This is a genomic window from Methylobacterium sp. ARG-1 (assembly GCF_001262595.1).
GTDB lineage: Bacteria > Pseudomonadota > Alphaproteobacteria > Rhizobiales > Beijerinckiaceae > Methylobacterium > Methylobacterium brachiatum.
The window spans coordinates 66,553-90,358 of the sequence record NZ_LHCD01000006.1 but is presented as its reverse complement, the minus strand read 5'-3'; the positions used below and the strand labels follow the sequence as shown (position 1 = coordinate 90,358).

The 23,806-nt window shown below is 70.0% G+C and carries 22 protein-coding genes and 1 riboswitch; of the genes, 11 read left to right on the top strand and 11 right to left on the bottom strand.

What is annotated here, in order from left to right; translation table 11 throughout:
• Window positions 1-16: 16 nt before the first annotated feature.
• Genes cobW through AKJ13_RS08900 form a run of 4 tightly spaced genes read right to left on the bottom strand, consistent with a single transcriptional unit; the run spans window position 17 to window position 2,372 of the window.
• Window positions 17-1,051, bottom strand: a complete 1,035-nt coding sequence (cobW, locus tag AKJ13_RS08915) for a cobalamin biosynthesis protein CobW (RefSeq protein ID WP_050733014.1) — start codon at window positions 1,049-1,051, stop codon at window positions 17-19.
• On the bottom strand, window positions 1,048-1,446 hold the full coding sequence (locus AKJ13_RS08910; protein WP_007561491.1) for a DUF1636 domain-containing protein: 399 nt from the start codon (window positions 1,444-1,446) through the stop codon (window positions 1,048-1,050). Before AKJ13_RS08910 ends, cobW begins: the two co-directional genes overlap by 4 nt.
• The gene (locus AKJ13_RS08905; RefSeq protein WP_050733013.1) at window positions 1,439-2,173 is read right to left on the bottom strand and encodes a CbtA family protein; all 735 of its coding nucleotides are present in this window, start codon (window positions 2,171-2,173) and stop codon (window positions 1,439-1,441) included. Before AKJ13_RS08905 ends, AKJ13_RS08910 begins: the two co-directional genes overlap by 8 nt.
• Window positions 2,174-2,189: 16 nt before the next feature.
• The gene (locus AKJ13_RS08900) at window positions 2,190-2,372 is read right to left on the bottom strand and encodes a CbtB-domain containing protein (protein WP_050733012.1); all 183 of its coding nucleotides are present in this window, start codon (window positions 2,370-2,372) and stop codon (window positions 2,190-2,192) included.
• Between the two features lie 33 nt (window positions 2,373-2,405).
• Window positions 2,406-2,601: riboswitch (cobalamin riboswitch) on the bottom strand.
• Between the two features lie 248 nt (window positions 2,602-2,849).
• Here AKJ13_RS08900 and AKJ13_RS08895 point away from each other — a divergent pair.
• Together AKJ13_RS08895 and AKJ13_RS08890 are read left to right on the top strand one after the other, a co-directional pair.
• Window positions 2,850-3,857 (top strand): DUF4424 domain-containing protein, encoded by a 1,008-nt coding sequence (locus AKJ13_RS08895; protein ID WP_050733011.1) that lies wholly within the window; start codon window positions 2,850-2,852, stop codon window positions 3,855-3,857.
• A 122-nt stretch (window positions 3,858-3,979) separates the two neighbouring features.
• On the top strand, window positions 3,980-5,335 hold the full coding sequence (locus AKJ13_RS08890) for a discoidin domain-containing protein (protein WP_244471557.1): 1,356 nt from the start codon (window positions 3,980-3,982) through the stop codon (window positions 5,333-5,335).
• Window positions 5,336-5,338: 3 nt separating this feature from the next.
• On the opposite strand, the gene AKJ13_RS08885 is transcribed toward AKJ13_RS08890, so the two are convergent.
• From AKJ13_RS08885 to secG, 4 genes are all read right to left on the bottom strand, one after another.
• Window positions 5,339-6,928: a peptidase S10 gene (locus tag AKJ13_RS08885; RefSeq protein WP_050733086.1), complete on the bottom strand. Its 1,590-nt coding sequence runs from the start codon at window positions 6,926-6,928 to the stop codon at window positions 5,339-5,341.
• 2 nt (window positions 6,929-6,930) lie between these two features.
• Entirely contained in the window at window positions 6,931-7,383 is a 453-nt protein-coding gene (locus AKJ13_RS08880) for a DNA polymerase III subunit chi (protein WP_007561502.1), read from the bottom strand.
• Between the two features lie 66 nt (window positions 7,384-7,449).
• Window positions 7,450-9,078, bottom strand: coding sequence for a CTP synthase (locus AKJ13_RS08875; RefSeq protein ID WP_007561505.1), 1,629 nt, complete (start codon window positions 9,076-9,078; stop codon window positions 7,450-7,452).
• A 285-nt stretch (window positions 9,079-9,363) separates the two neighbouring features.
• Window positions 9,364-9,765, bottom strand: coding sequence for a preprotein translocase subunit SecG (gene secG / locus AKJ13_RS08870; RefSeq protein WP_050733010.1), 402 nt, complete (start codon window positions 9,763-9,765; stop codon window positions 9,364-9,366).
• 261 nt (window positions 9,766-10,026) lie between these two features.
• On the opposite strand from secG, the gene AKJ13_RS08865 reads away from it, so the two are divergent.
• Window positions 10,027-10,497 (top strand): nuclear transport factor 2 family protein, encoded by a 471-nt coding sequence (locus AKJ13_RS08865; protein ID WP_050733009.1) that lies wholly within the window; start codon window positions 10,027-10,029, stop codon window positions 10,495-10,497.
• 16 nt (window positions 10,498-10,513) lie between these two features.
• On the opposite strand, the gene ppk2 is transcribed toward AKJ13_RS08865, so the two are convergent.
• Both ppk2 and tpiA read right to left on the bottom strand, forming a co-directional pair.
• Window positions 10,514-11,425 carry a polyphosphate kinase 2 gene (gene ppk2 / locus AKJ13_RS08860; RefSeq protein WP_082316897.1) on the bottom strand — a complete coding sequence of 304 codons (912 nt, stop codon included), beginning with the start codon at window positions 11,423-11,425 and terminating at the stop codon, window positions 10,514-10,516.
• 74 nt (window positions 11,426-11,499) lie between these two features.
• Window positions 11,500-12,261, bottom strand: coding sequence for a triose-phosphate isomerase (tpiA, locus tag AKJ13_RS08855; protein ID WP_050733008.1), 762 nt, complete (start codon window positions 12,259-12,261; stop codon window positions 11,500-11,502).
• Window positions 12,262-12,458: 197 nt separating this feature from the next.
• Between tpiA and AKJ13_RS08850 the strand changes: the two genes are divergently transcribed.
• From AKJ13_RS08850 to glp, 7 genes are all read left to right on the top strand, one after another.
• Window positions 12,459-14,360 carry a peptidylprolyl isomerase gene (locus AKJ13_RS08850; RefSeq protein WP_050733007.1) on the top strand — a complete coding sequence of 634 codons (1,902 nt, stop codon included), beginning with the start codon at window positions 12,459-12,461 and terminating at the stop codon, window positions 14,358-14,360.
• Between the two features lie 5 nt (window positions 14,361-14,365).
• Window positions 14,366-15,886, top strand: coding sequence for an anthranilate synthase component I (trpE, locus tag AKJ13_RS08845; RefSeq protein WP_050733006.1), 1,521 nt, complete (start codon window positions 14,366-14,368; stop codon window positions 15,884-15,886).
• A 62-nt stretch (window positions 15,887-15,948) separates the two neighbouring features.
• Window positions 15,949-16,563, top strand: a complete 615-nt coding sequence (locus AKJ13_RS08840) for an aminodeoxychorismate/anthranilate synthase component II (RefSeq protein ID WP_050733084.1) — start codon at window positions 15,949-15,951, stop codon at window positions 16,561-16,563.
• Window positions 16,564-16,598: 35 nt separating this feature from the next.
• Window positions 16,599-17,636: an anthranilate phosphoribosyltransferase gene (gene trpD / locus AKJ13_RS08835; RefSeq protein WP_050733005.1), complete on the top strand. Its 1,038-nt coding sequence runs from the start codon at window positions 16,599-16,601 to the stop codon at window positions 17,634-17,636.
• Window positions 17,633-18,553, top strand: a complete 921-nt coding sequence (gene trpC / locus AKJ13_RS08830) for an indole-3-glycerol phosphate synthase TrpC (RefSeq protein ID WP_050733004.1) — start codon at window positions 17,633-17,635, stop codon at window positions 18,551-18,553. The genes trpD and trpC overlap by 4 nt, the downstream gene beginning before the upstream one ends.
• A 2-nt stretch (window positions 18,554-18,555) precedes the next feature.
• Window positions 18,556-19,047: a cyclic pyranopterin monophosphate synthase MoaC gene (moaC, locus tag AKJ13_RS08825; RefSeq protein WP_050733003.1), complete on the top strand. Its 492-nt coding sequence runs from the start codon at window positions 18,556-18,558 to the stop codon at window positions 19,045-19,047.
• Window positions 19,044-20,273: a gephyrin-like molybdotransferase Glp gene (gene glp / locus AKJ13_RS08820; protein ID WP_050733002.1), complete on the top strand. Its 1,230-nt coding sequence runs from the start codon at window positions 19,044-19,046 to the stop codon at window positions 20,271-20,273. The genes moaC and glp overlap by 4 nt, the downstream gene beginning before the upstream one ends.
• A gap of 4 nt (window positions 20,274-20,277) precedes the next feature.
• Here glp and AKJ13_RS08815 read toward each other — a convergent pair whose 3' ends face one another.
• Entirely contained in the window at window positions 20,278-22,050 is a 1,773-nt protein-coding gene (locus AKJ13_RS08815) for a hypothetical protein (protein ID WP_050733001.1), read from the bottom strand.
• Window positions 22,051-22,212: 162 nt separating this feature from the next.
• On the opposite strand from AKJ13_RS08815, the gene AKJ13_RS08810 reads away from it, so the two are divergent.
• Window positions 22,213-23,715, top strand: coding sequence for an NAD(P)/FAD-dependent oxidoreductase (locus tag AKJ13_RS08810; RefSeq protein ID WP_050733000.1), 1,503 nt, complete (start codon window positions 22,213-22,215; stop codon window positions 23,713-23,715).
• Window positions 23,716-23,806 lie beyond the last annotated feature (91 nt).

Below are 23,806 nucleotides of genomic sequence, written 5' to 3'. Positions count from 1 at the left end.
CCGCGCGCGACCGGCTTCATCCCGCGAGCGCCGCGGCGACGGCGCCCTGATCGAACCCCTTCAAGCCGATCACCACGAGGCGCCCGTCACGGCTCTCGCCCGCCCGCCAGGGCCGATCGAAATGGTGGACGACGCGCCGGCCAACGCCCTGCACCACGAGGCGCATGGCCTTGCCCTCGACCTCGGCGAACCCCTTGATGCGCAGGACGCCCGGAGCTTCGGCGGCTTTCTCCACGCGGGCCGCCAGGTCGCCGGCGGTGATGGCCGGGCGCACCGGGAGGGCCACGGTCTCGAAATCGTCGTGGTCGTGATCCTCGCCGTCGCCGTGATGCGAGGGGCGGGCGTCGAGATCGTTCTCGGCGGCCGCGCCGAGCCCGAGCAGGACCAGCGGGTCGATGGCGCCGTTGGCGGTCTCGACCACCTTCACGGCCCGGGGCAGATGCGCCTCGACCTCGGCGCGCACCCGCGCCCGGGTCTCGGCATCGAGCAGGTCGGACTTGTTGAGCACGACGAGGTCGGCGCAGAGGAGCTGGTCCTCGAACACTTCCTCGAGCGGGTTGTCGTGATCGACCGCCGTGTCGGCAGCGCGCTGGGCGGCCAGCGCCTCGGGATCCTCCGCGAAGGCTCCGGCGGCCACGGCCGGCCCATCGACCACCGCCACCACGCCGTCCACAGTGACCCGCGAGCGGATCGCCGGCCACTGGAACGCCTGGACCAGGGGCTTCGGTAGGGCCAGGCCGGAGGTCTCGATCAGGATGTGCTCCGGCGGCTCGGCGCGGCCGAGCAGGGTCTCGAGAGCCGGCACGAAATCGTCGGCCACGGTGCAGCAGATGCAGCCATTCGGCAGCTCGACGATGGAGTCCTCGGTACAGCCCTCGACGCCGCAGGCGGCCAGGAACGACTTGTCGAAGCCGACATCGCCGAATTCGTTCACCAGGATCGCCAAGCGGCGGCCCTTCGCGTTCTCGACGACGTGGCGGACCAGCGTAGTCTTTCCGGCGCCGAGGAAGCCGGTAACGATGGTGCAGGGGATCTTGGCGACGATGGTCATTCCGCAGCCTCCAGGGTGCCGGCCGGAAGCGGGCGGGGATCGGGAAAGGGCGGGATCCGGGCGATCACGCCGGTCTTGAAGGCGGCGGGCCGTTCCCGCCACGGTACGATGCCGTCCTGCGTCGCCGCGTAGGACGCGAGGCCGCCGAGGATAATGGCGGCGGACTCGATCGGATCCATGTCGCCGTAGACGTAGGTCCAGCGGTTCGCGGAGGCGACCGCCACCGAGCAGGGCCGCTTGCAGACCGAGAGGCACTCGACCCCCTCGATCCGCAGGTCCGGCGCCGCGTTGCCCGCGCGCAAAGCGTCCAGCAGGCGCGCTCCGGCCCGCGGGCCGTCCGGGTCGTCGCCCGGGCGGCGGCAGGTGGTGCAGACGTAGAGGACGGTCTCAGGCATGGGCCGTCCCGCGTGCCGGGCCCCGGGCGAAAGCCTGCCAGGCCCAGCCGAAGCCGAGGCCGATCAGCAGCCAGAAGACGAAGCTGATCGCCAACGACCGGGCCGCAAACTGTGCCGCCAGCGCCGCCGGAAGCTCGGAGGCGGCCTCGGGGGCCTGCGGTGCGCCGGCCACGTGCGGGGCGATGATCAGAACGAGCCCACCCAGGATCGCGATCAGCGAGCGCCGGATCGTGATCAGGTACAGGCCCATGCCGGTGGCGGCGGCGGTCATCACCCACCAGGCTTGGCGCGTGGCGAGCGGTGCCGCCTCGCTGCCCGGCAGCTCCGGCGGCAGGCCGAGGCCCGGGGCGAGGGCGACGCTGGCGAAGCCCGCAATCGCAAAGGCGACGCCGACCTGGCGGGTCGGCTCGCGCCCGCAGGCGAGGATCGCCGCACCGAGCAGCAGGGCATAGCCCACCGCGCCCACGAGGGTCGCCAGGGCCGTGAACGCCATGCGTGGCAGGCCCTCACCGGGCTGCCATTCGAGCGCAGCATCCGGCGCGGCATGATCGTGCCCGGCATGCGCCAGGATGATCGGGAGGCCGCGCTCGGCCTGCTGCGTCTGATGATGTTCGTAACGCTCGGCCGCCACGATCAACGGCGAGGTCAGCGTCAGCTCGAGGCCTGTCACGACGACGGCCGCGAGGAAGCCGGCGGCCAGAGCCGCCGACAGAAGCCGGATGATCATCCCTGGCGCAGGGGCGTCAGTGGCAGGGGAAGTTCTGGGTGTGCCGGAAATCGTGCGCCGCGTTGTGCAGCGCGATCGCCGGCGAGAAGCCCGCCATGAACAGCAGGCCGAGGCCGAGGAAAGCCGCGATCGCGACGGCGATCGGGCGCTCAGCAGCGCGGGTGCCGGTTGCGACGGGTGCGAGGGTCGAGGTAATCATCAGCGTGTCTCCAGCCGCCCCACCGGCGGCATTGCGGGATCTCAGCGTGACGGCAGGTCTCCTGGCTCGCGGCTCGGCGCGCCTGCCGCCTTCCCGGATCGCTCCGGTGGCCTACTGGCAGACGCTCGCCGCTCACAGTTGCGGGGGCAGCCGCGGATTCGGAACTCGCGCTCCTCACCGCATTCCCTTTTCACCCCGTTGCCGGGGCACCGTCACGGGATCGTTGTAGACGCATGACAGCTCTCGCACAACGGAGGCGCGGCGGAATCATCTCCGACTCTTCGGGTACGACGTGGTTCAGTGGTGTGGTTGGTTGCTGTGAAGCTTTTGCCGCGTCCGGGCGACGATCTTCGCGGCCAAACCGTCTCGCTCCGACTTGCCGAACGCGACCAGCCCCGATCACCCGGACTGCCGGCGGACGGCTCCCGCAGCGGCCGCGCAGGCCGCCGCTTCCCGAGCATATTGAGTGTGATACCGATGCGAACCTTGTGGCTGGCCTGCGCCCTTGCGGCAACGGCGTCCTTGCCCGCCCGGGCGGATGACAGCAGCGCCGCGCTCGCCGCGGGCGGTCTGGTCCTCGAGAAGACCGACAAGATCGCGCTCGCCTCCGAGGAGCTGTACCTGTCCGAGAAGGCCGTGCGGATCGACTACCGGTTCCGCAACCTCACCGACGCCGATATCGAGACCACCATCGCGTTTCCGATGCCCGACATCACCGGGGATCGCGAGATGCTGACCGCGATTCCCGATCCGGCCCACGACAACTTCCTCAAGTTCGCGACCGAGGTCGATGGACGGCCGGTCGAATCGCAAGTCGAGCAAAGGGCGTTCCTGATCCGGAACGGTGCGCCGCCGGTCGAGATCACCGATCGCCTCAAGGGCCTGGGCATTCCCCTGATGCCGACCGTCGAGGCGACGGAAGAGGCCCTGCGCCGTCTGGGCGAGAGCCGACGCCTCGCTCTGGCCGCTGCCGGCATCCTGGAGCGGCAGGTGCACACGGATGGCACGATCGCGGATGTCCCGCTCTGGACGCTGAAATCGAAGTTCTGGCGCCGGCAGGTCTTCCCGGCCGGTCGGGAGATCACGGTCCGCCAGAGCTACGTGCCGAGCCTGGGCAGCCTGTCCTACGGCGCTCCGAACGTGGACCCGGCGCAGAAGGCGCAATACGCAACCCGCTACTGCACGGAGCCCGCGTTCGAGAAGGCGGCCAAGGCTCTGTACCGCCGGGCGAGCGCGGATGGCAGCCGGTCGTTCCAGGCCTATGAGCAGTACCTCTCCTACGTGATCACGTCCGGGGGGAACTGGGCGGGACCGATCGGCACGTTCAAGTTGGTCGTGGACAAGGGCGACCCCGCGACCCTCATTGCGTTCTGCGGTACCAACGTGAAGAAGACCGGGCCGACCACGTTCGAAATGGTCGTGAAGGATTACGTCCCCCAGAGCGACATCGACGTCCTCCTCCTGAAGTCCGGGACTAACGGCTGAGGCGGCGACTGGGCTCGATGGCTTCAGCGGGCGGGCTTGACGGGCCGGTGTCGATGCGGGCACCGCCGGTCGCGCCGTCCGGCTGCGCCCCGGCGCGACCGGCCCAGATCCGCCCCGGAGACATGATGGCCCCGGCAGACGACTCGAATCCCGCCCTCGTCGACCTCGCCGACGGCCGCACGCCGCAAGCGGTCGCGGATACGACCTGGCTGGAGATCGATCTCGGCGGCCGCTTCCCGATCCATTCCATCGTCGTCGTCTGGAATGGGGCGGATCCGGCACCCGTCGCGGATGTCGCGATCCTCGTGCTGCAGGACGGCGCGTCCTGGTCGGAGCCCGGCCTTGCGTCCCGGCAGAGCGAGGCGGGTTCCAGCGCCGCATTCATCGAGGCCGATGAGCGCGCCTGGACGCGGTCCGTGCGCATCGCGGTGCCGGATCCCGACCGGGTGGCCGCCGTGCAGGTCCGCGCCGAGGAGGCCGCGATCGACCTGATCGCACTGCGGGCAATGCTCGACCTCGACGTGACGCTCCTCAACGAGAAGCCGGGGGCCAACCGCTACCTCGCCTACAGCCTGGAGAGCGGACCGGATCGGGCGAGCCGCACCCTCGTCGGCCTGTCGCTGTTCGAGAACGGCGCGTTCGGCAATTGCCTGGTCCAGTACATCATCGCGCTCTCGGTCGCGAAGGCGCTGAACCTCAAATACGTCAAGGTCCCGAAGGTCGACCGCAGCAAGGTGATCTTCCTGACCGAGCGGCTCACCCGCGACGGCATCACCTTCATCCCGCCGGATGAGGCGCTGCCGGCGGACGGCTACTTCCTGTCCGGCCTGTATTTCGACCCGACGCAGTTCCAGCGTCTGGTGGGGCTCGAGACGCCGCCGGATTCGCGGGCGATCATCCAGGAGATCATCCGCCCGCTGTTCAACGGGCTGCCGGCGACGTTTCCCCCCAAGCCCGACGACCAGCTCCTGATCCATATCCGCTCGGGCGACATCTTCAGCACCTGGGTCGATCCGCACTACCCGCAGCCGCCCTTCGCCTTCTACCGCATGGTCATCGACCGGCTGCGCGGCGAGGGGCGGATCCGCTCGGTCAAGCTGGTCTTCGAGAACCGGCTGAACCCGGTGATCGCCGAGGTGGAGGCCTACGCGAAAGGTCTCGGCCTGCCGGTGGAGACGCAGAGCGAGTCGCTTGTGGCCGATGTCGCGGCCCTGGTGAACGGTCGCTACCTCGTCTTCGGCCTGGGCACTTTCGGTCCGGCGATCTGCCACCTGTCGGAGCGGGTCGAGCAGGTGTTCTACTTCGCGTCCAATTGGCCGCAGGCGTTCCAGGGCATCGAGACCATCCGCAAGCTGGTCGAGGTCAGGGACATCGCGGGAGGCTACATGAAGGTCGGCGAGTGGCAGAACACCGACGCCCAGCGCCGGATGATGATCGATTACCCGGCTGAGGCGCTCGCATTCGACGACGCGGCGTGACCGTCAGGGCGCGTCCTTGAGCCGTTCGGCCGGTGCCCCGGCCGAAGGCGCCGAGCCGCCATCGCGAGCCTTGAGGGCCTCCTGGTAGAGCCGCTGGACATCGCGCTTGAACGCGGCCCGGGAATCGTCGCGCGAATAGAACATGTGCCCCCCGGGATAGACCGCGAGGCTGAGACGCCCGGCGCCGTAGGCCGGGACCTGCGCCAGCAGCAACTTCGAGGCGTAATACGGGGTCACGAGATCGGTGAAGCCGTGGGCGACGAGCACGCGCAGCTGGCCATCGAGAGCCAGGACGCCCTTGAGGTTCGAGAGCACTTCCGGCGCCTGCCGGCCCGCGCCCCAGCTCCAGCCGCGATTCACCGCGTTGCTCAGAAGCTCGTAGCGCAGGTTCGGCACCGGCCATTTCAGGGTGCGCGCATAGAGATCGAGCATGGCGCTGGTCAGCGGCGCCTGGAGTGCGGTGAGCTGGGGATCCTCGAAGCTCGGCTGCGCGGCATCCGGGTTCGGGTCCCAGCCGGTGATGCCGGTGTCGTAGGCACTGGTGACGCGGCCCTCCGTCCGGTCGATTTCGCGCTGGATGCTGCGGGTGGAGAGACGCGCGGCCTGGGCGCGGACGAAGGCCGGGTCGAAGCCGGTGAGCGGCGCGACCTTTTCTGTCATGCGGGCGACCGCGGCGGTGTCGCTCGGGCCCTTGAGCAGGTCGGTCAGATACGGCCCCGCCGCGTAGGCCTCGGCGTCGCTTAGCAGCGCCGGATTCGGCATGGTGCCGGCCCGTTCCAAGGCGCCGGCCGCCAGAGAGGGCAGCTTCAGCACGTAGCCCCAAGGATTAGCCCGCGGCGTCTCGAGCCAGCCGAAATCGAGCACCGACGAGAGCAGCACCATCCCGGACAGGCCGATTCCGATCTCCTCCTGCAGCTTCTCGGTGATCAGCGGCCCGCGGAAGCCGCCGTAGCTCTCGCCGACATAGAATTTCGGGCTCGCCATCCGGTCGTTGACCCGCAGGTAGCGGGCGATGACGGCGGCGAGCGTCGCGGCATCGCTGTCGATGCTCCAGTAGGTCTTGCCGTTGCCGTCGCTGGCCCGGCTGTAGCCGGTGCCCACGGGATCGATGAAGACGAGGTCGGTGAAGTCGAGCCAGGTGCCGTCGTTGGGTGTGAGTGCCACCGCTTGCGACGGGCTGATGCTGGCGCCCCCCGTCGGCAGCCGCCAGGGACCGATCGCGCCGAGATTCAGGTAGGCCGAGGCCGCGCCCGGTCCGCCGTTGATCGCGAAGGTGACCGGCCGCTCGCGGCCGGCCTCCGGGGCCATCGTGTAGGCGACATAGGCGATCTCGGCCTGGAGCTTCCCGGCCTCGTCGACCAGCGGCAGGCTGCCGGCCGTGGCGGTGAAGTCGAGGCTGCGCCCGTCGGGGAGCTTGATGCTCTGGCGGGTGGTGGAATCCGGCGGCAGGCGTCGCCCTTCTGGGCCGCGCGGGGCCGGCTTCGCCTCGGCCTGAGGGCCGGGATGGTGGGCGTCCTGCGCGTGAATCGGCAGCGGCGCCGCCACGAGGGTGAGGGCGAGCGCGGCATGTGCGAGACGCTTGCTGAGGGGCACGGTCAAGCCTTCTTGTTCCAGCGGCCCGAATCGTCCTGCTGCCAGTAGGCGACGGCGTGACCCGCCTCCTTGGCCTGGCGCCACTGCTCGCGGGCGCGCAGCAGGGCGTCCTGGTCGGTCCCGTCGAAGAGGATGCAGATCCGCTCGTAGCTCTCTGCGTCCGGCGGCAGGTCGGCGCCCTCGACCAGGAACCGGATCGAGGCGGTGTTGGGGTTCACGTCGCGGAGCGTGAGCACCACCGGCTGGCCGGCCGCATCGGGGTCACGGTCGGTGCCGTGCGGCAGGAAGCTCTCGTCGGAATAGGTCCAGAGGTGGTCGTCGAGGGCCTGCAGCCGCTCCTCGGTGGCCGCTTGGATCGCGGCCTGCCAGCCCCGGCCGAGCGAGCGCTCGACGAGGTTCGGCAGCACCTTCTCGAGGGGCTGGCGCTGCATGTGGTAGAACAGGATCTCGGTCACGGTCAGACCGATATAGGGTTCGGGCGCCCGGAGCGAGCAGCGGCGCGCGGCCGCGGCTCCGGTGTTCTAGACCAGCCGGCTCTGCTCGATCGCCGCGCCGACGAAACCCTTGAACAGCGGGTGTGGCTCGAACGGGCGCGACTTCAGCTCCGGGTGGAACTGCACGCCGATGAAGAACGGGTGCCCGACATGCTCCACCGTCTCGGGCAGGAGCCCGTCCGGCGAGAGCCCGGAGAAGCGCAGGCCCTTGGCCTCCAGCCGCTCGCGATAGGCCATGTTGACCTCGTAGCGGTGGCGGTGGCGCTCGGAGATCCGGTCGGACCCGTAGATCTGGGCGATCTTCGAATCGGGGTCGAGCTGCGCGTCGTAGGCGCCGAGCCGCATCGTGCCGCCGAGATCGCCGACCGCGGCGCGCCGCTCTAGCTCGTTGCCGCGCAGCCACTCGGTGAGTAGGCCGACCACCGGCTCCGAGGTCTCCCCAAACTCGGTCGAGTTGGCATCCGGCACGCCGGCCAGGGACCGGGCAGCCTCGATCACCGCCATCTGCATGCCGAAGCAGATGCCGAGATAGGGAATGCGCTTCTCGCGGGCGTAGCGGGCCGCGCGGATCTTGCCCTCGGCGCCGCGCTGGCCGAAGCCGCCGGGCACCAGGATGCCGTTCAGGCCTTCGAGGAACGGCGCGGGGTCCTCGCGCTCGAACACCTCGGCCTCGATCCATTCGAGGTTGACCTTGACCCGGTGGCTGATGCCGCCGTGGATCAGCGCCTCGGTCAGCGACTTGTAGGCGTCCTTCAGCCCCGTGTACTTGCCCACGATGGCGATCGAGACCTCGCCCTCGGGGTTGCGCACCCGGTCGGAGATCGTCGTCCAGCGGCCGAGATCCGGCTCCTCGCCGTGCTCCAGGCCGAAATGGCCGAGCACCTCCCGGTCGAGCCCGGCCTTTCGGTAGGAGAGCGGCACCTCGTAGATCGAGGCGACGTCCAGCGCCTCGATCACCGCGGTCTCGCGGACGTTGCAGAACAGGGCGAGCTTGCGCCGCTCCTCGACTGGGATCGGCCGGTCGCAGCGGCAGAGCAGGATATCGGGCTGGATGCCGATCGAGCGCAGCTCCTTCACGGAGTGCTGGGTCGGCTTGGTCTTCAGCTCGCCCGCCGATGGAATGTAAGGCAGCAGCGTCAGGTGGACGTAGCAGCAGGTGCCGCGGGGCAGTTCCTGGCCGAGCTGGCGGATCGCCTCGAAGAACGGCAGACCCTCGATGTCGCCGACGGTGCCGCCGATCTCGACCAGCACGAAGTCGAACGTGTCGTTGCCGTCGAGGACGAAATCCTTGATCGCGTTGGTGACGTGCGGGATCACCTGGATCGTGGCGCCGAGATAGTCGCCCCGCCGCTCCTTGGCGATGATGTCCTGGTAGATCCGGCCGGTGGTGATGTTGTCGGCTCGGCTCGCCGGCACGCCGGTGAAGCGCTCGTAATGACCCAGATCCAAATCGGTCTCGGCGCCGTCGTCGGTGACGAACACCTCGCCGTGCTGGGTCGGGCTCATCGTGCCCGGATCGACGTTCAGGTAGGGGTCGAGCTTGCGCATCCGGACCCGATAGCCCCGTGCCTGAAGCACGGCGGCGAGCGCTGCGGAGGCGAGTCCCTTACCGAGAGAGGAAACCACGCCGCCGGTGATGAAAACGTACCGCGTCATGGGCCTCGGTCCATAAAGAAGGCGCTGGCATTTGCCAAACGGCAAGCCGGCCGGCGATGGAATGGCTGGGGATCGTGCAGGCGCGGGAAACGGCCTGGGCGTACGGGCCGGAGCCGAGCCGAATCGTCGGCCCCATGCTCATCCGCCGCCCGTCCTCTTGCGGCGCCCGGACCCGGATGTCACGCGCGCCCCGCGCAGACCCTGGATGCTTGACCCACGGCTCGCACTGGATTCCAGATCGGCATCCGTTCCGGCACTGCGCGCTCGATGCCGGTCAGGTGGGCGTCAGCGCGATTGCGGCGCCTCGGGCACGGCCGGCTGGGCCGGGGCGGTGGCGGGCGCCCGGTCCTGCTGCTGGCGGAGGGTGTCAAGCAGGTTGTCGGCGCCGGTGGGCTGCTTGGCCGGCTGGCCGGCAGGTGTCGACGCGCCCGTGTCGAGGATCGACTTCGGCGCCGCCGAACGGTGCGACATCACGGCGAGCAGCATGCTGGTGGTGAAGAACAGGGCGGCCAGGATCGCGGTCGCGCGCGTCAAGGCGTTGGCCTGGCCGCGGCCGGTCATGAAGCCCGCGACGCCACCACCACCACCACCGCCGAGGCCCAGCCCGCCTTCGGAGCGCTGGAGCAGCACGACGCCAATCAGCGCCAGCACGATGATGAGGTGGACGACGATCAGGACGGTCTGCATCGGTGTTCCGGAATCTGGTTCGGCCTTGCGCGCCGGTCCCGAGAGACCGGTCCGGCGGCGGGCGCGGCGACCGGTGCCAAACGTTAGACTTGGCGCGCCGGTCGCAAATCTGTGCCGGCCATACACCACTCGCCGGCCGCCGCCAACTTGACGATCGGCCTCGCGGTGTCGCCCGCAGCTCTCGCGCCGCGCCGGCCGTCGTGCTCTGTCGGGCAGGAAGGGCGGCTCACGCAACACGCCGCCCCGCCCGGGAGGCCCGCCATGACCCTATCTCGCCGTTCGGCGCTCGCTGTCGCGTTCGCCATCGCCGCCGCCGCGCCCATCCTGATCCACCCGACGCCGGGCTTCGCCGCCGGGACGACCAACGCCGCGCAGGCCGCCGAGGTCGAGGCGGCCGTGGATTCCCTGACCCAGGCCCTGCTCGCGGCGGACGGCGCCGCCCTCGACACCCTGACGCTCGACGGCTTGAGCTACGGCCATTCGAGCGGCGTGGTTCAGGACAAGGCGGCCTTCATCGCGGCGCTGACCAGCGGCGCTTCGCGCTTCCCGAGCATCACCCTGTCGGACCGTTCGGCCTCGCTGATCGGGGAGGACGCGATCGTCCGGCACGTCTTCTCCGGGGAGGCCGTCTCGAACGGCAAGACCGCCTCGGTCCATATCGGGGTCCTGCAGGTCTGGCGCCGGGACGGCGGCCGCTGGCGGCTGATGGCGCGCCAGGCGTTCAAGCTCTGACGCGCGTCGAGTCCGGTCAGTAGCGGGAGGGGACGAGCATCTCCGGCGGGGTCGGCGTGCGGAGGTAATCCGCGTGGCGTACCCGCTCGGGCAGGTGAACCGGCGGATGCTCGACGGTCTCGTAGGGGATCTGCTCGAGCAGGTGGCTGATGCAGTTCAGCCGCGCGCGCTTCTTGTCCACAGCCTCGACGACCCACCAGGGCGCCTCCGGGATGTGGGTGCGGGCCAGCATGTCCTCCTTGGCGCGGGTGTAATCCTCCCACCGCCGGCGGGATTCGACATCCATCGGCGAGAGCTTCCACTGCTTCAGCGGATCGGTGATGCGCATGTGGAAGCGCAGGGCCTGCTCCTCGTCGGTGATCGAGAACCAGTATTTCAACAGGATGATGCCCGAGCGTACGAGCATGCGCTCGAACTCGGGCACGGAGCGGAAGAACTCCTCCACCTCGGCCTCGGAGCAGAAGCCCATGACCCGCTCGACGCCGGCGCGGTTGTACCAGGACCGATCGAACAGCACGATCTCGCCGCCCGCGGGCAGGTGGGTGACGTAGCGCTGGAAGTACCATTGCGTGCGCTCGCGCTCGCTCGGCGCAGGCAGGGCCACGACGCGGCAGACGCGCGGGTTCAGGCGCTGGGTAATCCGCTTGATCACGCCGCCCTTGCCGGCCGAATCGCGTCCCTCGAACAGGACGACGACGCGCAGCTTCTTGTGCTGGACCCAGTCCTGGAGACGGACCAGCTCGTGCTGGAGGTGCAGGAGGTCGCGGAAGTAGCGCCTGCGGTCGAGGCCCGAATCCGATCCGCCTTCGAGGCTGTCGAGGCGGTCATCCTCGAAGCCGAGTTCCATCTCCTCGTCGTAGCTGTCGAGGATTTCGCGGCGGATCATCTCCACAATCGTGGGATCCGCGGAGGCATGGTCGATCGTCATGTCGGGCTTCTTGGTCGGATGTCGTCACGCCCCTCAAAGCAGGATCGTGTGACAGCTCCGAGAACCCCGGCGCCTCACGCGTAGGCGGCGCAAATCCCCAGGAAGTCCTCGGCCACGAGGCTCGCGCCGCCGACCAGGGCGCCGTCGACATTCTCCACCGCCATCAGCTCGCGGGCGTTGCTGGGCTTCACCGAGCCGCCGTAGAGGATGCGAATCCGTTGGGCCTCATCGCCGACGAGCTTGTCGAGCATCTCGCGGAGGGAGGCGTGGACCTCGGCGATGTCGCGCGGCGTCGGGGTGCGGCCGGAGCCGATCGCCCAGACCGGCTCGTAGGCGATCACCGTGTCGGCCGCGGTCGCGCCCTTCGGCAGCCCGATGGCGAGCTGGGCGCGAACGATGTCGAGGGCGCGACCCTGCTCGCGCTCCTCGATGGTCTCGCCGACGCAGATGATCCCGCACAGGCCGGCCCGGCGGGCGCCCAGTGCCTTGGCGTGGACGCCGTCATCGGTCTCGTGGTGGTAGGCCCGGCGCTCGGAATGGCCGACGATCACGTACTTGGCGCCGAGATCGGCGAGCATCTCCGCCGAGATCGAGCCGGTGAAGGCGCCGCTCGGCCGCGCATGCAGGTTCTGACCGCCGATGGCGATCGGCGATCCGGCGGTCGCCGCCACGCAGGAGCCGATCAGCGTCGCGGGCGGGCAGATCAAAACGTCGACCCGGGCGGCAAGCTCCGGCGTGATCCCGTCGCGGATCGCCTCGACCACTTTGATCGATGCCCGCGTCCCGTTCATCTTCCAGTTGCCGGCGACCAGCGGTTTCCGCCCCGTCTGCGTCATCCCTAGCCCTCGCCTCACCCCCGTGCCGCCTCGGCTTTTCCGGGGTCGGCGGGGCCTACCAGAGCGAGCTTGAGCGCGCAAACCGTCCGATAGGCTGAGCCTTTGCCTGTGGACGCGAATGGTCTATCGCGGACGCCTTTCAGGGATGGCACCGGCCCGGCGACGGGTCGAAGGCCGAAGGTATCCGATCACAGATCATGCTTCAGGGCATCCGCAACGCCAGCCAGCATTGGCTCGGCAAGATCGTCTTGACGATCATCTTCGCGCTGCTGATCGCGGGCGTGGGCATCTTCGGCGTGGAGGAGTTCTTCCGCGGCGGCTCGAGCAACAACGTCGCCACGGTGGGCAGCACGCCGATCACCGCCGAGCAGGTGCGCCAGGCCTACCAGAACCAGCTACAGCGCTATCAGGCCCAGCTGAAGCGCGCGCTCACCCCCGATCAGGCGCGCATGCTCGGCCTCGACCGGGCGGTGATGTCGCAGCTGGTCACCGAGGCGGCGCTCGACCAGAAGACGCATGATCTCGGCCTCGGCGTGCCGGACGCGTCTGTGATCCGGGCGATCCATGACGAGAAGAGCTTCCAGAACGCCCAGGGCCAATTCGACCCGACGCTGTTCTACCAGACCCTTCAGCGCGCCGGCCTGAACGAGAACCTGTTCGTGCGCGAGCAGCGCGCCGTCATCGCCCGTCTGCAGCTGGCCGAAGCCGTGTCGTCCGACCTTCATGTCCCGGCGGCGATGCGCGAGGCGGTCCACCGCTACTCGACCGAGCGCCGCTCGGCCGCCTATCTGATGCTGACGCCCTCCGTGGCCGGGGAGATCCCGGCCCCGACCGAGGACGAGCTGAAGACCTGGTACGATGCCAACAAGTCGGGCTTCCGGGCGCCGGAATTCCGCGCCGCCACCCTGCTGGTGGTCGATCCCGAGGCGATGGCGAAGCCCGAGTCGATTACCGATGCGGATGCCAAGGCCGCCTACGAGCTGAACAAGGGCCGGTACGGCAGCCCGGAGAAGCGCACGATCCAGCAGATCGTGTTCCCGGACGCCGCCGCCGCGGAGGCCGCCCGCAAGGCGATCGAGGACGGCTCGAAGACTTTCGAGGCCGTCGCCGAGGAGCGCCGCACCGGCGGCACCGACCTGACCCTGGGCACGCTGACCAAGGCCGAATTGTTCGACAAGGTCGTGGCCGATGCCGCCTTCGCGTTGCCCGAGGGCGGCGTGAGCCAGCCGGTCCAGGGCCGGTTCGGCACGGTGCTGCTGAGGGTGACCAAGATCGAGCCCGGCACGGTCAAGCCGCTTGAGGAGGTCGAGGGCGAGATCCGCAAGAACCTAGCACTCAGCCGCGCCCGGGACGCCATGGAGACGACCCGCGACGCGATCGAGGATCAGCGCGCCGGCGCCAAGCCGCTCGCCGACATCGCCACCGAGCGCGGGCTGAAGCTCGTGACCGTCAAGGCGGTCGATCCCCAGGGCAAGGGCCCGGACGGCCAGCGCGTCGCCGACATCCCGGACCCGGACACGACCCTGCCGGCCCTGTTCCGCGCCGAGATCGGCGGCGACAACGAGCCCCTGCGCACGAAGTCGGGCGGCTATGTCTGGTACGACGTCACCGGCATCGACGCCGCGCACGACAAGCCCCTCGACGAGGTCCGGGACGGCGTGAAGGCCGGCTGGACCGCCGCGGAGATCGCCAAGCGCCTCCAGGCCAAGGGGCGTGAGCTGGTCGAGAAGCTCAACGGCGGCGCGACCATCGAGGCGGTCGCCCAAGAGGTCGGGGTCAACACCCAGGAGGCGCAGGACCTCGCCCGCAACCAGGCCAAGGACATGCTCACAGCCGACGACGTGAACCTGATCTTCGCGACCCCGGTCGGCAAGGCCGGCACTGCGGCGGCGGGCGATTCGCGGGCGGTGTTCAAGGTCACGGCGGCGACGATGCCGGCCTTCGTGGTCGACACCCAGGCCGACAAGACCATCACCAAGAACTTCCAGGCCGCGCTCGCCGACGACGTGCTGTCCCAGTACATCTCAGAGGTCCAGAAGAACGCCGGCGTGAAGATCGACCAGGCGGCCCTGCGCCGCGCCATCGGCGGAGAGTATTGAGGGCCATGGCCGAGGCGCCTGACTACGCGGCGTTTGCCGGACGCTACGAGGCCGGCCAGCCGAGCCTCGTCGAGCTGAACCTCGTGGCGGATCTCGAGACGCCCGTGGCGGCGTTCCTCAAGCTGCGCGCCCGGCATTTCGGCCCGGCCTTCCTGCTCGAATCGGTGGAGGGCGGCGCGGTGCGCGGCCGCTACTCGATGATCGGGCTCGATCCGGACCTGATCTGGCGCTGCCGCGACGGCGCCCCCGCCATCGCCCGGGGCGCCGACCTCGACGCGTTCGAGCCGGACGACCGGACGCCGCTCGCGAGCCTCCGGGCCCTGATCGCCGAGAGCGCAATCGGCGGATCCGACGAGCAGGACCTGCCCCCGATGGCTGCCGGCCTGTTCGGTTATCTCGGCTACGACATGGTCCGTGCCATGGAGCGGCTGCCCGAGCCGAACCCGGATCCCCTGGGCGTGCCGGACGCGATCCTGATGCGCCCGCGCGTGATGGTGGTGTTCGATTCGATCCGCGACCAGATCACCGTCATCTCACCCGTCCGCCCGGCGCCCGGCGTCACTGCTCGTGCCGCCTACGAGGCCGCGCTCGCGCGCCTCGACCGGGTGGCGGAAGCCCTGGAAGGGCCGCTGCCGGTGGACGCCCGAGTGGACTTGTCCACGGTGGCGCATCCCGAGCCGGTCTCGAACACGTCGCCGCAGGCCTTCGCCGCCATGGTGGCGCGGGCCAAGGAGTACATCGTCGCGGGCGACGTGTTCCAGGTGGTGCTGTCCCAGCGCTTCTCGGCGCCGTTCACGCTGCCCGCCTACAGCCTGTACCGGTCGCTGCGTCGGACCAACCCGGCCCCGTTCCTCTGCTACCTCGACTTCGAGGCCTTCCAGATCGTCTGCTCGTCGCCGGAGATCCTAGTGCGGGTGCGCGAGGGCACCGTCACGGTCCGGCCGATCGCGGGAACGCGCCGTCGCGGCGCGACCCCGGCCGAGGACGTGGCCCTGGCCGCCGAGCTGCTGGCCGACCCGAAGGAATGCGCCGAGCACCTGATGCTGCTCGATCTCGGCCGCAACGATGCCGGCAGGGTCTCGAAGATCGGCACCGTGCGGGTCACCGATTCGTTCTTCATCGAGCGCTACAGCCAGGTCATGCACATCGTGTCGAATGTCGAGGGCGACCTCGACCCACGCCATGATTCCCTCGACGCTTTGGCGGCAGGCTTCCCGGCCGGCACGGTCTCCGGCGCCCCGAAGGTGCGGGCCATGGAGATCATCGACGAATTGGAGCACGAGAAGCGCGGGCCCTATGCCGGCTGCATCGGCTATTTCGGCGCCCGCGGCGAGATGGACACCTGCATCGTCCTGCGCACCGCCGTGGTAAAGGACGGGCGGATGCACGTCCAGGCCGGCGCCGGCATCGTCTACGATTCCGACCCGGCCTCCGAGCAGCAGGAATGCGTCAACAAGGCTAAGGCCCTGTTCCGGGCCGCCGAGGAGGCGGTGCGGTTCGCCGCGCAGGCCAAGCGTGGGCAATAGGGCAGGTTGACCCCGCGGGTGAGAGGGCTCACATCGCGAAAATGCCCGAGCGTGCCGCCGCGATGTCCAACGTCCTCGTCATCGACAACTACGATTCCTTCACATGGAATCTCGTGCACCTGATCGGCCCGCTCTGCGGCGCCGTCGAGGTCGCCCGCAACGATGCGCTGACCGTTACCGACATCCGCGCCAAGGCGCCGGACGCGATCGTGCTGTCGCCCGGCCCGTGCACGCCGAACGAAGCGGGCATCTGCCTCGACGTGGTGCGCGATCTCTCCGACGAGATCCCGATCTTCGGCGTCTGCCTCGGCCTCCAGGCGATCGGGCAGGCCTTCGGCGGCGACGTGATCCGCGCGCCGCTGCCGCTCCACGGCAAGGTCTCGACCATCCAGCATGGCGCCAGCGGCCTGTTCCGGGGGCTGAACGACAGTTTTGAGGCGACGCGCTACCATTCCCTGGTGGTCGACCGCGTGAGCTGCCCCAAGACCCTGCGGGTCACTGCCGAGGCGGACGGCCTGATCATGGGATTGGAGCATGCCGAGCGGCCGCTTCACGGGGTGCAGTTCCACCCCGAGAGCATCCGGTCGCAGCACGGCACAGAGATCGTGAAGAACTTCCTGGATCTCGCCGCCGCGTGGAACGCGGCGCGTGACAGAGCCCGCCCCGACGTGCATTGACGCCGGACGGCCGGGGCGGCCTTCCGACAGAGCGCATGGACAGTTTCAGACCCCATCTCGCCAAGGTCGCCGGGGGCCTGGCCCTCGACCGTGCGGAAGCGCGCGCGGCCTTCGACGACCTGTTGTCGGGCGAGGTCACGCCCGTCCAGGCCGGCGCGTTCCTGGCCGCCCTCAAGGTGCGCGGCGAGACCATCGAGGAGATCGTCGGCGCGGCCGAGGCAATGCGTGCGCGCATGACCCGGATCGCCGCGCCCGACAACGCCGTCGATGTGGTCGGAACCGGCGGCGATCATTCCGGCAGCGTCAACGTCTCGACGCTCGCCGCCATCCTAGTCGCGGCCTGTGGCGTGCCGGTGGCCAAGCACGGCAACCGCGCCGCGACCTCGCGCTCCGGCGCCGCCGACGTGCTGGCGGCGCTCGGCGTGAAGCTCGGCCTCGATGCGGAGGGGCAGGCACGGTGCCTCGCCGAGGCCAATCTGTGCTTCCTGTTCGCCCAGGCCCATCACCGCGCCATGCGTCATGTTGCGTCGGTGCGCTCCGAGCTTCCGGTCCGGACGATCTTCAACCTGCTGGGTCCCCTGTGCAATCCGGCGGGCGTCGCCTACCAGCTGTTCGGCGTCGCCCAGGAGGCACTGGCCGAGCCGCTGACCCGGGTGCTCGCCGAGCTCGGCAGCCGCCGGGTCTGGACCGTCCACGGCTTGGACGGGCTCGACGAGATCACCGTCACCGGGCCGACCCGGGTGGTCGCCCTCGAGAACGGCCACCTGAGCCGCTTCACCATCGACCCGCGCGAACTTGGCCTGACGCTCCGGGCGCCGGAAGAGCTGCGCGGCGGCGATCCCGCCGATAATGCCCGGGCGCTGCAAGCCGTCCTGGCGGGCGCACGCAACGCCTACCGGGACATCGCCGTTCTCAATGCAGGCGCGGCTCTCGTCGTCGCGGGGGCCGTTCCGACCCTGGTGGACGGGCTCGCGCGGACTCAGGATGCTGTCGATTCCGGGGCGGCGCGCGAAACCCTTGCCCGCCTGGTCCGGGCCTCGAACGATCGCTCGAACGGGCAGGAGTGCCGATGAGCACGCTCACGCAGGAATCGGTGCCCCAGGCGGGGTCTGCCGAGGCGCCGCCCGAGCGGCCCAACGTGCTGGCCCGGATCGAGGCCTACAAGCGCCGCGAGATCGCCGAGGCGAAATTGCGCGTGCCGCTGGCCAAGCTGGAGCGCCGCGCCGCCCAGGCTGAGCCGGTGCGCGGCTTCGCGGCGGCGATCCGGACCCATCTCGCCGCCGGGCGCCCGGCCCTGATCGCCGAAGTGAAGAAGGCCTCGCCCTCCAAGGGGTTGATCCGGGAGGATTTTGCCCCAGCGACGCTGGCCGCCGCCTACGAGGCCGGCGGCGCCACCTGCCTGTCGGTGCTGACCGACGAGCCCTCGTTCCAGGGCCGGCCGGAATACCTCACCGAGGCGCGGGCGGCCTGCGGGCTGCCTGTCCTGCGCAAGGACTTCCTGTTCGAGCCCTACCAAGTCTACGAGGCGCGGGCCTGGGGCGCCGATTGCATCCTCGCGATCATGGCCTGCCTCGACGACGAAGAGGCCGAGGCGCTGGTCGCCACCGCGCACGAGCTTGGCATGGACGTGCTGGTCGAGGTGCATGACGAGGCTGAGCTGACCCGAGCGCTGCCGCTGGGCACGGCCCTGATCGGGATCAACAACCGCAACCTCAAGACCTTCGAGGTCTCGTTCGACACCGCCATTCGCCTGAGCCCTGGCATTCCCAGGGACCGGATCGCCGTGGCCGAGAGCGGCATCGGTGGCCATGCCGATGTCGAGCGGCTCCGCCAGCACGGCCTCGGCGTCGTGCTGGTCGGCGAGAGCCTGATGCGGCAGGCGGACGTGACCGCGGCGACCCGGACGCTGCTGTTCGGCGCGGCCGGCGGACCGGAGCCGGACGCCAAGGCCGGCAAGGCCAAGAAGCAAGACGACAAGAAGAAGGGCTGAGCATGGAGCCCGGTTCGACGCTCACCCATCTCGACACCACGGGCGCGGCCAACATGGTCGACGTCACCGACAAGCCCGCCACCGACCGGACCGCCCGGGCTGAGGGCAGCGTGGTGATGCGACCGGAGACCCTGGCGCTCATCCGGGAGGGCGATGCCAAGAAGGGCGATGTCGTCGGCACCGCCCGGCTCGCCGGGATCATGGCGGCCAAGCGCACCCACGAACTGATCCCACTCTGTCACCCGCTGCTGCTCTCGAAGGTCCGGGTGGAGTGCGAGCTGGACGATGCGCTGCCGGGCCTGCGCATCACCGCCGAGGTGCGGGTTCAGGGGCCGACCGGCGTCGAGATGGAGGCGCTGACCGCCGTTTCGGTGGCCTGCCTCACGGTCTACGACATGGTGAAGGCGGTGGATCGCGGCATGCGGATCGAAGGCATTCGGCTTGTCGCCAAGGACGGCGGGCGCTCCGGGTCCTACCGGGCGCCCGACGCATGAGTGGCCTGATCCCGGTCGCCGAGGCGCTGGCGCGGGTCCTGGCGAGCGTGTCCGGCCCGGTCGAGGCGGAGACCGTTTCCCTGGCCCAGGCCGCTAACCGGACGCTGGCGGCCGATGTCGCCGCCTCCCGCACGCAGCCGCCGTTTCCGGCCTCCGCCATGGACGGCTACGCTGTCCGCTTCGCCGACGCTTCTGCGGCCGGCGCGAGCCTGAAGCTGATCGGGACCAGCGCGGCGGGACACGGCTTCTCCGGCGGCATCGGCCCCGGCGAGGCGGTGCGGATCTTCACCGGCGCCCCCGTGCCCGAGGGCGCCGACGCGATCCTGATCCAGGAGGACGCCCAGGCCGAGGGTGAGACCGTCCGGGTCGTCGAGCCCGTCGAACAGAACCGCTTCATCCGCCGGGCGGGCCTCGACTTCACTGCCGGGGAGACCCTGCTGGTCGCTGGCATGACTCTCGACGCTAGGCGTCTCGCGCTGGCGGCGGCGGCCGGTCATCCGCGCCTGTCGGTCCGGCGTCGGCCGCGCGTGGGGATTCTCGCCACCGGCGACGAGCTGGTCGAGCCCGGCGCCGAGCCGGCCTGGGACCAGATCGTCGCCTCGAACAGCTTGGCGCTAGCCGCGCTCGCGTCTGACGCGGGCGCCGAGATCATCGATCTCGGGATCGCCGCGGACGATCACGGCGCTCTGGAGAACGCCTTCCGTCGGGCCCGCGAAGCCCGGGCAGACCTGCTGATCACGCTCGGCGGCGCCTCGGTGGGTGATCACGACCTCGTCCAGGCGGCGCTCGCCAAGGAAGGGCTGGAACTGGGGTTCTGGCGGGTGGCGCTCCGGCCCGGCAAGCCGCTGATGCACGGGCGCCTCGGTGACATGCTGGTGATCGGCCTGCCGGGAAATCCGGTCTCGTCGATCGTCTGCGGCCTGCTGTTCGTCGTGCCGGCGATCCGCGCCCTGCAGGGCGACCCCCAGGCCGGGGCCGACCGCAGCGAGCCGGCCACGCTCGGCCGCGACCTGCCGGCCAATGACGGCCGCGCCGACTACATGCGCGCGAGCCTCGCCATCGAGCCCGGCCGGCTGCCCGTGGCCTCGCCCGAGCAGCGCCAGGATTCCTCGATGCTGGCGGTCCTCGGCCGCGCCGAGGCGTTGCTGTTTCGCGCGCCGCACGAGCCGGCGGCCAAGGCCGGCGACCCGTGCCGGATCATCCGGCTGGACCGCCGGCTGCTCTGACGGCTCACCGCGCCACGCGCCAGACCTTCAGCGGGCCCGGCAGGGCGATCGGCTCCAGCCGGTCGGAGCCAACCTCCCCGCGGGCAAGCCGAGTGGCGAAGGCCGGCTCAGGCTGGAGGTCCTCGGCCGGCCGGCCCGGGCAGGCCACCAGGTAGCGAACCCGGAAGCCGTCGAGCACGCGGTCGAGATCGGCTTGCGTCCCGCCCAGCCCCTCGATCGCGGCGGTGAGGCCCGGGATCGCCCGGTGATAGGGCGCAGCGACGATGGTGTGCGGCGTCCGCAGCAGAATCGATGGACCCAGCGCGATCGGCGCCAGGACGGTCCCGACTGGCAGACCCGCCAGGGATCGCACGGCGGCATCGCCCTGGCATGCGAGAGTGGCCGCCGGATCGGGCGCGGTCCGGGCGGGCGGCACGAGCCGTTCCGCGAGCGCCATCGGAGCCAGCCACAGCGCGCTGACCAAGCTCCCGCCGAGCAGGGCCGCGCCCCAGCGACGGAAGCCGGCTTGCGAGGCCAGCGTCAGGGCGCGGTCGATCACCGGCCCCGCCACCAGCGGCACGAAGCCCGAGGCGATGTAGAGGCCACGAAACTGGGCGTAGCCGAGGAGCAGCCCCGGCCACAGGAACAGGGCCGCTACCGACCAAGCGCGACACTGCGGGCCGCGCCAGGCCATCCCGGTGGCGGTCAGAGTCGCGAGCAGCACCACCGGATAGAAGACCAGCATCTCCCACCGCCCCTGCGCAACGGATTTCGGCAGCGAGGCCATCTCGTTGACGGCGAGCAGCCAATGCTCCCTGACCAGGGGCGTCATTCCGGGGAACGGTCCGTCCAGGCAGACCGGAAAGGCGAGGGCGAAGCCGCCGATCAGAAGGATCCCGCACAGGGTCGCCAGGGCGATGCGCCGTCCAGCTGTGGTCAAATGGCGACGGAAGACGGTCGCCGCCATCGCGAAGCCGAGGCCGCCGGCGGCAAGCCACAGCCACGGCGCGGAAAGCGCGTCGCAGCGCGTCGCGGTCCAGAGGGCGGGGGCTGTCTGCGCGGCGAACGGAAGCGGCGCGGCGACGCCGAGCCCGAGGCCGAATCCCGCAAGGCAGGGGAGGGCGGGGCGGCCGCGCCAGCACCAATCGCCGGCGCAGGCCAGGGCGCCGAGCGCCAGGACGGGCAATCCCTCCAGGCCCACCGCCAGCGACAGGGCCGCGAGCCCGCCACCGGCGAGGCCCGCGCGAAAACCGCCGCGGATCAGGCAGAACGCCAAGCCCAGCATCGCCAGGATCTGCACGTTGTGATGGTCGACCCGGCCCGGCTGGAACTGGCTCACGATCCCGAAGGTCTGCGACGCCACGAGCAGCGCCAAAATCGCAGCCCGGTCGCCGAAGGTCTTGCGGACGCCGCGATACATCACGGCGCAGAACAGTCCGAACAGCAGCAGCGGCCAGAACGCGGCCGTCAGCCCCTCGGCGAGGGGCCGTCCCGCAAGCGGCGTGAGAACCCGGATCAGCCCGGCGATCGGCGCATCCACGAGGCGCGACCAGTGGCTCGCCACGCCCTCGGGCGGGAGGAATCGGTACTGAACGTTGTCGTACCAGCCCTGGCCGCTCAGGAGGTCGCGCACCGCGACGAGCCGCATGGCGTCGTCGGTATCGGGCACGCGCAGGTGCCGGATCGTGTCCCAGATGTCCTGCGGCGCGTGCATCGTCGCGAGCGACAGGGCGACGAGCAGCCACAGGAAGGCGCGGGTGTCGATCCGTGCCGGCGAGGCGGCGGCCGCGGGCGGCATCTGTGCGGGTTCCCGGACGCGCCGAGCTCGAGCGCGGGATGGAGCCTGCGCGAACCGGCTTAATGGCCGGTCAATCGACCGTGGGTCGGTTCCTTAACCATCCGCGCCCAATCTCCGCGCGAGCCGGCCGAGATCCGGCCGCGACGGCAGCCGGAGCAGGGGATGAGCCACCACACCGAGACGCTGGTGATCGGCGCGGGCCCGGCCGGCCTTACCGCCGCTTACCTGCTGTCGAAGCAGGGGCGGTCGGTCACCGTGCTGGAGCGCGACCCGGCGCAGGTCGGCGGCATCTCGCGCACAGTCTCGCATAACGGCTACCTGTTCGACATCGGCGGCCACCGCTTCTTCTCGAAGTCCCAGGCCGTGGTCGATCTGTGGGACGAGATCCTGCCCAACGACTTCATTGAGCGGCCGCGGCTGTCGCGGATCTACTATCGCGGCAAATACTACGCCTACCCGCTCAAGGCGTTCGAGGCGCTGCGCAATCTCGGCGTGGCGACCAGCGCGGCCTGCGTGGCCTCCTACCTGTATGCTCGCATGAGGCCGGTGCGCGACCCCAAGAACTTCCACGCCTGGGTGCGCAACCAGTTCGGCGAACGCCTGTTCGCGATCTTTTTCAAGACCTACACCGAGAAGGTGTGGGGCATGTCCTGCGACGCGATTTCGGCGGATTGGGCGGCCCAGCGGATCAAAGGGCTCGATCTCGGCGCGGCGATACGCGACGGCATCAAGCGCTCGCTCGGCCTGCGCAAGGCGCCGAAGGCCGGCGGCCCGGTGATCAAGACCCTGATCGAGTCCTTCCGCTATCCGCGCCGCGGGCCCGGCATGATGTGGGAGGCGGCCGCTGCCAAGATCCAGGCGCAGGGCGGCCGCGTGCGTCTCGACCGCGGCGTCGATTCCCTCAGCTACGATGCCGGAACCGGAATCTGGACGGTGGCGGCTCGCAGCGCCGATGGCAGCCGCGAGACCTTCACGGCCCGGCACGTGATCTCCTCCGCACCGGTGCGCGAACTGGTGGATTCGATCCGCCCGCGCCCGCTCAGCACCTTCAACGCACGCTCCCTCAAGTACCGCGACTTCCTCACCGTCGCGCTCATCGCGAAATCCCGGACGAACTTCCCGGATAACTGGATCTACATCCACGATCCGTCGGTGCAGGTCGGGCGGGTACAGAACTTCCGCTCCTGGTCACCCGAGATGGTCCCGGACGCGGACCACACCTGCCTCGGCCTCGAATATTTCTGCTTTGAAGGCGACGGGCTCTGGACCGCCTCGGACGACGAGCTGGTGGCCCTCGCCAAGCGCGAGATCGGCCAGATCGGCCTGATCGACCCGGCCGACGTCGTCGATGCCTGCGTGGTCCGCCAGCCCAAGGCCTATCCGGTCTACGACGAGGATTATGCCGGTCACGTCGTCACCGTGCGGCGCGAGTTGGAGCGGGATTTCCCAAGCCTGCACCTCGTCGGCCGCAACGGCATGCACAAGTACAACAACCAGGACCACGCGATGATGACCGCGATGCTGACCGTGGAGAACATCCTCTGCGGCCGACGCCGGCACGATGTCTGGCAGGTCAACGAGGACGCGGAATACACCGAGTCCGGCGTGTCGGGGGCCCGGGCCGCCCTGGGGAGTGAGCGCCTCGTCCCCCGCAAGGTCGCCTGACACGGGACAGGGGCGGAGCCGCGTCACCGATGCGGCTTGCCGGCCCAAGGTGAAACTCTATCGTTTCCTCCGACAACGCCCGTATCCAAGG

Excerpts from the sequence above, each read along its gene's own strand:
- cobW (WP_050733014.1), bottom strand. The coding sequence starts at position 1,051 with ATGACCATCGTCGCCAAGATCCCCTGCACCATCGTTACCGGCTTCCTC.
- AKJ13_RS08910 (WP_007561491.1), bottom strand. The coding sequence starts at position 1,446 with ATGCCTGAGACCGTCCTCTACGTCTGCACCACCTGCCGCCGCCCGGGC.
- AKJ13_RS08905 (WP_050733013.1), bottom strand. The coding sequence starts at position 2,173 with ATGATCATCCGGCTTCTGTCGGCGGCTCTGGCCGCCGGCTTCCTCGCG.
- AKJ13_RS08900 (WP_050733012.1), bottom strand. The coding sequence starts at position 2,372 with ATGATTACCTCGACCCTCGCACCCGTCGCAACCGGCACCCGCGCTGCT.
- AKJ13_RS08895 (WP_050733011.1), top strand. The coding sequence starts at position 2,850 with ATGCGAACCTTGTGGCTGGCCTGCGCCCTTGCGGCAACGGCGTCCTTG.
- AKJ13_RS08890 (WP_244471557.1), top strand. The coding sequence starts at position 3,980 with ATGATGGCCCCGGCAGACGACTCGAATCCCGCCCTCGTCGACCTCGCC.
- AKJ13_RS08875 (WP_007561505.1), bottom strand. The coding sequence starts at position 9,078 with ATGACGCGGTACGTTTTCATCACCGGCGGCGTGGTTTCCTCTCTCGGT.
- secG (WP_050733010.1), bottom strand. The coding sequence starts at position 9,765 with ATGCAGACCGTCCTGATCGTCGTCCACCTCATCATCGTGCTGGCGCTG.
- AKJ13_RS08865 (WP_050733009.1), top strand. The coding sequence starts at position 10,027 with ATGACCCTATCTCGCCGTTCGGCGCTCGCTGTCGCGTTCGCCATCGCC.
- ppk2 (WP_082316897.1), bottom strand. The coding sequence starts at position 11,425 with ATGACGATCGACCATGCCTCCGCGGATCCCACGATTGTGGAGATGATC.
- tpiA (WP_050733008.1), bottom strand. The coding sequence starts at position 12,261 with ATGACGCAGACGGGGCGGAAACCGCTGGTCGCCGGCAACTGGAAGATG.
- AKJ13_RS08850 (WP_050733007.1), top strand. The coding sequence starts at position 12,459 with ATGCTTCAGGGCATCCGCAACGCCAGCCAGCATTGGCTCGGCAAGATC.
- trpE (WP_050733006.1), top strand. The coding sequence starts at position 14,366 with ATGGCCGAGGCGCCTGACTACGCGGCGTTTGCCGGACGCTACGAGGCC.
- AKJ13_RS08840 (WP_050733084.1), top strand. The coding sequence starts at position 15,949 with ATGTCCAACGTCCTCGTCATCGACAACTACGATTCCTTCACATGGAAT.
- trpD (WP_050733005.1), top strand. The coding sequence starts at position 16,599 with ATGGACAGTTTCAGACCCCATCTCGCCAAGGTCGCCGGGGGCCTGGCC.
- trpC (WP_050733004.1), top strand. The coding sequence starts at position 17,633 with ATGAGCACGCTCACGCAGGAATCGGTGCCCCAGGCGGGGTCTGCCGAG.
- moaC (WP_050733003.1), top strand. The coding sequence starts at position 18,556 with ATGGAGCCCGGTTCGACGCTCACCCATCTCGACACCACGGGCGCGGCC.
- glp (WP_050733002.1), top strand. The coding sequence starts at position 19,044 with ATGAGTGGCCTGATCCCGGTCGCCGAGGCGCTGGCGCGGGTCCTGGCG.
- AKJ13_RS08815 (WP_050733001.1), bottom strand. The coding sequence starts at position 22,050 with ATGCCGCCCGCGGCCGCCGCCTCGCCGGCACGGATCGACACCCGCGCC.
- AKJ13_RS08810 (WP_050733000.1), top strand. The coding sequence starts at position 22,213 with ATGAGCCACCACACCGAGACGCTGGTGATCGGCGCGGGCCCGGCCGGC.